Raw genomic sequence first — 262 nt, forward strand, 5'->3', positions numbered from 1 at the left:
TGCTCGGCGGTATTGAAGCCCTGCGGCGTGGCGAAGCGCATATCGTTGCACTCCAGCGTGTAGGGGATCACCAGATGCGGCTTCACGGTGCCGTCCTGACAGGTGACCTGCATCCAGAACGGCAGATCGTCGCCGTAGTAGTCGCTGTCGTAGCTAAAGCCGCCCTGCTCCACCACCAGCCGCCGCGTGTTGGGGCTGTCGCGGCCGGTGTACCAGCCGGTGGGCGCTTTGCCGAACAGATCGGTCAGCACGTCGACCGCCT

The 262-nt window shown here is 64.9% G+C and carries 1 protein-coding gene; it reads right to left on the minus strand.

What is annotated here, in order from left to right; translation table 11 throughout:
• On the minus strand, nucleotides 1-262 hold a 262-nt coding region (locus MN204_RS20890), incomplete at both ends, for a hypothetical protein (RefSeq protein ID WP_249872967.1).

Source organism: Oceanobacillus saliphilus, from assembly GCF_023522835.1.
GTDB lineage: Bacteria > Bacillota > Bacilli > Bacillales > Amphibacillaceae > Oceanobacillus > Oceanobacillus saliphilus.